This is a genomic window from Rhizobium sp. 01T417, assembly GCF_056398905.1.
This window is the reverse complement of record NZ_JBFTQH010000054.1, coordinates 24,219-30,343: the sequence shown is the minus strand read 5'-3', so window position 1 is coordinate 30,343 and position 6,125 is coordinate 24,219. Positions and strand designations below refer to the sequence as shown.

Here is a 6,125-nt window from a genome sequence, read left to right as displayed (position 1 = left end):
GCCGGGATCGAGCGAACCTCGGCCATCGCGGCTGCGCTGACGCCCTATTGTCTCGAGAGGGCCAAATCGGATCCAGCTTCGGCAGAGATCTTGGCCGCACTCAAAGCAGCCGGCACCTACGGGCGTAGCGACGTTATCAAGAAGGCCGGCTGGGCAACGCCACTTGGCAGCACCGAGCCAAATGCAGACCTTGCACAGGCCTGCCAGATTGCGCTTGGAAGCGCGGGCTAGTTCAAAGCCTGGGGGCTCGCGGAGCCTGAATGGAAGGAGCCCTGCCATGAGTGCAAAGCCATCCGGTAGCGATCAGTCAAACAGAGATCGACAGATAACGAGTGATCCGTTTTTAGAAACAGCTCGATCTGCAGTCATCGCTGAAGGAAGTTGAAACCAGTGGGGCCGAACCGGTGCACGATTGTGCGAAAGAAGAGAATAAAAAGAGAGGCAGAAGCCAAGTACCGTCACGAGCCTCAAACGGCTGATGATGACCGCCTCTTTAGAGTCGCATGCTGGAAACCTATGCCTGCCCGTCGCTTTGTCCCCGCGTCGTGGGCCCGGCACTTTAATTTCAATGAACAAAGGATCGCCCTGGATGGCCAAAGGACAAGTGCGAAGCAACCGTGAGGCGCGGAAACCGAAACAGGAAAAGGCGCCAGCGAAGGTGCAGGCAAGCTTTGCCAACCAGATCAAGGATGCCTCGAAAAGCAGCCTGCAGGGCGGCAAACACAAGAATTGAAGCACAAACAATAGCGCCAAAGCGCCGGCTTTGCTCGCCGAGTTAGCGCCTTGAACAGACATATTCCGAACACCAGGAGATTCGGCAATGATAAACACTCTTCATGAGATCTATCGCTTCGACTATAGGCTGTTCCTCATCAGGTCCGCCGTGGTGATAGCCCTCGCCTTCTCGGCATTCGTTACCATGCGTGGAATTATTCTTTGATCGATACCATCGACCGCGACCTGACCCCTCCCCTTTCCGATGAAAGGGCATGGCTCAATATCCTCGCCAGATACCGTCAGCCATATCTCAAACGCAGCGTTATCGAACTTATAGTGACCGCCATCCCGTTCGCGCTTTTCTGGGTCGGCGCATGGGCATCGGTTCACTACAGCTGCTGGCCCGGCCTGATCCTCATCGTTCCCGCAGCAGCCTTCCTGTTGCGTCTGTTCATGATCCAGCACGACTGCGGCCATGGTTCCTTCTTCGCGCGTCGACGCGCTGACGACTGGACGGGCCGCGTGATCGGTGTCCTGACGCTTACGCCCTATGACTATTGGCGTCGGGCGCATGCGGAGCATCACGCCTCAGCAGGCAATCTCGAGGAGCGCGGCATAGGCGACATAACCACATTGACGGTATCGGAATACAAGGCCCTTTCGTGGTCCGGACGGCTTAACTACCGGCTCTACAGGCATCCGGCAATCATGTTCGGCATTGGCCCCGCATGGCTGTTCCTGTTCAAGCAGCGGCTGCCCTTCGGCATGATGCAAGCCGGTTCATTGCCCTGGATATCCACCATGGCGACAAATCTGGCGATCGTTGTCATCTCCGGGATACTGATATGGGCAATCGGAATCCTGCCCTTCCTGGTGGTGCATCTGCCCATCACCCTGCTGGCCGGAGCCGCGGGCATATGGCTTTTCTACGTCCAGCACCAGTTCGAGGAAACCCATTGGTCGAAAAAGCCCGAGTGGCAGTTTTCACATGCAGCCCTTCATGGCGCGTCRCACTACGATCTGCCGCTCGCACTACGCTGGATAAGTGGAAATATCGGCATCCATCACGTTCATCATCTGTCGAGCAGGGTGCCTTACTACAGGCTGCCGGAAGTGCTGCAGGATCACCCCGAACTGGCCGGCGTCGGCCGTATTACGCTGATGGAGAGCCTGCACTGCGTAAAACTGGTTCTCTGGGATGAGCAAAGCCGGCGCCTGATCTCGTTTCGCGATGCCGCAAAGTTGCTGTACGGGTAATAGTAGGCGATTTAACAGGCCATCGTGGATGAACCACGTTATTCCGCGGCGGGACTTTTTGCAGAGCTGCGGGAGCGTCCTCTCTTTGCTCTTTGCTCTGCGTTCGGCTTCTGCCTGATGCGAATCCTGAGAGGACTGCCTTCGGTCCGTTCGATGTCGAACTGGCCCGTCTTGCGGACGAGGTCGCTCAATTTCTTGAAGCCGAATGTCCGCGGATCGAAATCCGGTGCCAGATTGAGAAGCTGCTTGCCGACCGTGCCGAGGCTGATCCAGCCGTCATCAGTATCTTCCTGAGCCAGGACCCGCTTTATCAGAAGGCTGGCCGTATCCGGTGACTGCAGGGGCTTGCTGCTTGTGGCGGTATCGCCTTCCTCCCTTATCTTTCCCGGCAAGAGGTTTTCGGTATAGATGAAACGTCGGCATGCTTGGCGAAAACTCTCCGGAGTTTTCTGCTCCCCGAACCCGAAAACATCGATGCCCTGTTCGCGGATGCGTGCCGCTAGCCTCGTGAAATCGCTGTCGGACGAAACCAGGCAGAAGCCGTCGAAACGCCCGCTGTGCAGCAGGTCCATCGCATCGATGACAAGCGTGATGTCGGACGCATTCTTGCCTGTCGTATAGGCGAATTGCTGCTGGGGAATAATCGCGTGCTTTGCCAGGATCTCAGCCCAGCCCCGCGAACGCGTCCCCGAAAAATCACCGTAGATGCGGCGCACGCTCGCCTCGCCGATCTTGGCGACCTCTTCAAAAAGACCGTCGGCAATTCTCGCTGAGGTGTTATCTGCGTCGATAAGAACCGCCAGACGCGGTGATCGTGGTTCAGATGGCATATATTGCCTCCCCCTTGCTTCAGTTCAGCCTTGCTACATTTCTTCGGTGATTACCTCGAGACGGGCACTCCGAAAGCCGTCGACAGGGCGACATCCGTCACATCACGACCGACCGCTCTCTCCGATGCTTGAAGAAGGCGCGGTTGGACGAGGTCACCACCTTGAGCAATCGATGTAAGCAACCTGGTCGCGGGCCGCCACATTAACTTTGTGCAACGCAGCAACCTCTAGCGTTCTCGCTCGTTGAGGTAACAATCATCGCCGTCATGGCCGTGATCTTAGGAGCCAAGATGCGACCATTATCCGACACCATAGCTCGTCTGTCACGGTTAAACCGCCGTCCCCCTTTCCCAAGCGATGCCCTCCCCACACGGCTGAGCGACCTTCCAAATTTCGGTTCCAACCCGGGAGCCCTCTCCGCCAAATTCTATGCCCCGTTAGAGCCCCCGAAATCGCCAGGCCTTGCCGTCGTCCTTCACGGCTGCACGCAAACAGCGGCGGGCTACGACGGTTGCGCCGGTTGGTCCAAACTTGCAGAGGAGTATGGCTTCTACGTCCTTTTTCCGCAGCAGAGGCGCGAAAACAACGCCAACCTTTGCTTCAACTGGTTTGAGAAAGGCGACACGGTCAGAGATCACGGCGAAGCGATGTCCATACGGCAGATGATTGAAACTCTGGCCGCGAAATGGAAAATCGATAGAAAGCGCATTTTCATAACGGGCCTGTCAGCTGGCGGAGCAATGGCGAACGTTATGCTTGCTACCTACCCTGAAGTGTTCGCAGGCGGGGCAATTATCGCGGGACTGCCCTATGGCGTAGCATCAACGGTCCCGGAGGCTTTCGACAGAATGCGAGGCCATGGAGTGCCTGACAGGAACAAGCTGCAAAACCTGCTACGTGGGGCGGCTCCGACATTGACGACGTGGCCGTCAATCTCGGTTTGGCATGGTACCGCAGACCAGACGGTGTCTGCCGTTAATGCCACCGCAATCGTTGACCAATGGCGTGGCGCCCATGGAGTTGAGGGATATCCGCCGACAGTTACAAAGGACGAAGGTGTGGTGCGCCAGGATTGGCATAACGAAAGCGGCCAGGTCGTACTATCTTATCATTCGATCGAGGGAATGGGGCACGGGACGCCTGTCGATGCTTCAAACGATCGAGAAAACAGCGGCCCGTTCATGTTAGACGTGGGCCTTTCCTCGACTTCACAAATTGCTGCCGACTGGGGTCTCACACCGTCGTTTGAACGGAGGCAACAGTCTACCCAAGTGCAGACGGCGCATCTTGCGCCACCGATAGCTCCCAATTTGTCATCCGGGATAAAGCAAACGATTGAGAACGCCCTGCGAGCTGCTGGGCTGATGAAATAAAGCCATTCGCACAAGCGCACGGACACATGGGGCTGTTGGCTTTTGCTGTCCAATCGCCTCGTTGGCAATCCTGATTTACCCGTCAACCGTAAGGTCGCCGCCACTGGAACCAATAACGTCATCGCTCGCGCTGTTGGTGCTCTCACACAGATTTGATGGTGCCCCTCGAACAATTCTGGTGGAACCGGAACCTTTGGGCATTGGCGGTGTTAGACTACGCCAACCTCATGCAGGGCTGGCAGTTACTTCCTCAAGCAAAGCTATCCGTCACCTTGCTGCGGAAAAGCACCCGCACTTCAATCTTTGCACTCTGCAACGATTGAAGCGGTCTCACACGTCCAAACAATTCACACATGGCTGGCTGCCTCTGCAGTCCGCGAAAGGACTACGTCCATGTCTCAGACATCAACCCTGCCCGCTGACACTGTTGCATACGCAGCAAACTCAGCCGACGTTCATGCTACGCCGACTGCAGCACTGAACAAGATTTCATGGGGAGCGATTATTGCCGGTGTCGCACTCGCGCTTACGGCCCAGTTCCTTCTCAACCTTCTTGGAGTTGGGATTGGTGCCGCCGTCCTCGATCCGGGCACAACTGACAATCCAACCGCGACCTCCTTCTCGATCATCAGCGCACTATGGTTCGTCGTTGCTGGGCTCGTTGCCTCGTTCATAGGAGCCTACGCTGCAAGCCGTCTGTCGGGTCGACCGAGCGAAACGACAGGCGGATTCCACGGAGTAACCTCCTGGGCAGTGACCACACTTGTCGTCCTTTACCTTCTCACCACGTCGGTCGGAGCGCTGGTTGGCGGTGCGTTCAGCGGCCTTTCAAGCGTGGTAGGTGGTGTTGGAAAGAGGGCAGCCACCGCCGCATCAGCAGCTGCACCGTTGCTAGCGACGGCAACGGACCCGATGAGCGTAATCGAAACGCAAATTCGCGACGGCAGCGGTACAACCGACCCCCAATCCCTTCAGGCCACAGCTATCTCGGCGATGAAGGCGGTCACCACTGGCGATCAATCAAAGGTCGCGGATGCGAAAACGCGGGCAGCTGACGCACTCGCCAAGGCTCAAAATATTCCCGTCGACCAGGCTCTCACGAAGGTCGATGAATACGAGGCTAGCTATCGCGACGCCGTGGAGACTGCAAAACAACAGGCGCTCACTGCAGCGCAGACCACGGCCACTGTCGTTTCGCGAGGCGCTCTCCTTGGCTTCCTTGCTCTCGTCTTGGGGGGCATTGCTGCCTGGTTTGGGGGCGTGGCTGGCACGAAACCCGTCGTTGTCGTCAAGGAATACAACCTCGACCGCAACTCTTAATCCCACAATCGAAGGGAATACGAAGATGACAGAACCAAGAAATCTCAGGGATCTCCTGTATGAAACGCTGAAAGACATCTATTTCGCGGAGAAGCAGATACTCAGCGCACTTCCCAAAATGGCAGAGGCTGTACAGTCACGCGACCTGCGACAGGCCTTTCGGACCCACGAGGGTCAGACCGAAACGCATATCGAGCGGTTGGAGGAGGTATTCGAACTAATTGGCAAGCCCGCGCAGCAAAAGACCTGCAATGCGATCCTCGGCATCATCGAGGAAGGCAAGGAAGTTATGGAGCAGTTCAAGGACACCGAAGCTCTTGATCCGGGACTGCTCGCCGGGGCGCAGGCAGTCGAGCATTACGAGATCAGTCGCTACGGCACGATGGTCACCTGGGCAAAAACGCTTGGCCTCGACGAAGTTGCCGAGTTGCTCGCGACGACCCTCGACGAAGAGGAGACCACCGATGAGCTGCTCTCCGAACTCGCCGAAGCGACCGTGAACGCGAAAGCCGCCTGACCATCGAGAGGCGTGCGTTGCTTGGTGGCGCACGCCCGCATACGAAAAGACGATAAAAAACATTGATCTAGCGGCAACTGCGGTGTGCCACCACGGAGGTTGCCAGCCCCC

General features: G+C 57.1%; 7 protein-coding genes. 6 read left to right on the top strand and 1 reads right to left on the bottom strand.

Annotation, left to right across the window (positions count from 1 at the left end):
• The 3 genes from AC1DPR_RS29100 to AC1DPR_RS29090 all read left to right on the top strand — a co-directional run.
• Positions 1–231, top strand: a 231-nt coding sequence (locus tag AC1DPR_RS29100; protein ID WP_477817720.1) for a hypothetical protein, incomplete at its 5' end; no start/stop codon positions are given.
• A gap of 358 nt (positions 232–589) precedes the next feature.
• The gene (locus tag AC1DPR_RS29095; protein WP_018860103.1) at positions 590–733 is read left to right on the top strand and encodes a hypothetical protein; all 144 of its coding nucleotides are present in this window, start codon (positions 590–592) and stop codon (positions 731–733) included.
• Between the two features lie 203 nt (positions 734–936).
• Positions 937–1,974, top strand: coding sequence for a fatty acid desaturase (locus tag AC1DPR_RS29090; protein ID WP_477817736.1), 1,038 nt, complete (start codon positions 937–939; stop codon positions 1,972–1,974).
• 38 nt (positions 1,975–2,012) lie between these two features.
• On the opposite strand, the gene AC1DPR_RS29085 is transcribed toward AC1DPR_RS29090, so the two are convergent.
• Entirely contained in the window at positions 2,013–2,804 is a 792-nt protein-coding gene (locus AC1DPR_RS29085; RefSeq protein WP_477817735.1) for an NYN domain-containing protein, read from the bottom strand.
• A gap of 290 nt (positions 2,805–3,094) precedes the next feature.
• On the opposite strand from AC1DPR_RS29085, the gene AC1DPR_RS29080 reads away from it, so the two are divergent.
• The 3 genes from AC1DPR_RS29080 to AC1DPR_RS29070 all read left to right on the top strand — a co-directional run bounded on the left by AC1DPR_RS29080 (position 3,095) and on the right by AC1DPR_RS29070 (position 6,014).
• Positions 3,095–4,177 carry an extracellular catalytic domain type 1 short-chain-length polyhydroxyalkanoate depolymerase gene (locus tag AC1DPR_RS29080; RefSeq protein WP_477817737.1) on the top strand — a complete coding sequence of 361 codons (1,083 nt, stop codon included), beginning with the start codon at positions 3,095–3,097 and terminating at the stop codon, positions 4,175–4,177.
• Positions 4,178–4,570: 393 nt separating this feature from the next.
• Positions 4,571–5,497 (top strand): PhnA-like protein, encoded by a 927-nt coding sequence (locus tag AC1DPR_RS29075; RefSeq protein WP_477817734.1) that lies wholly within the window; start codon positions 4,571–4,573, stop codon positions 5,495–5,497.
• 25 nt (positions 5,498–5,522) lie between these two features.
• Positions 5,523–6,014 carry a DUF892 family protein gene (locus AC1DPR_RS29070; protein ID WP_029867380.1) on the top strand — a complete coding sequence of 164 codons (492 nt, stop codon included), beginning with the start codon at positions 5,523–5,525 and terminating at the stop codon, positions 6,012–6,014.
• The last annotated feature ends 111 nt before the right edge of the window (positions 6,015–6,125 follow it).

What these genes read in the sequence shown, in the direction of transcription:
- AC1DPR_RS29095 (WP_018860103.1), top strand. Translation starts at nt 590, where the DNA reads ATGGCCAAAGGACAAGTGCGAAGCAACCGTGAGGCGCGGAAACCGAAA.
- AC1DPR_RS29085 (WP_477817735.1), bottom strand. Translation starts at nt 2,804, where the DNA reads ATGCCATCTGAACCACGATCACCGCGTCTGGCGGTTCTTATCGACGCA.
- AC1DPR_RS29080 (WP_477817737.1), top strand. Translation starts at nt 3,095, where the DNA reads ATGCGACCATTATCCGACACCATAGCTCGTCTGTCACGGTTAAACCGC.
- AC1DPR_RS29075 (WP_477817734.1), top strand. Translation starts at nt 4,571, where the DNA reads ATGTCTCAGACATCAACCCTGCCCGCTGACACTGTTGCATACGCAGCA.
- AC1DPR_RS29070 (WP_029867380.1), top strand. Translation starts at nt 5,523, where the DNA reads ATGACAGAACCAAGAAATCTCAGGGATCTCCTGTATGAAACGCTGAAA.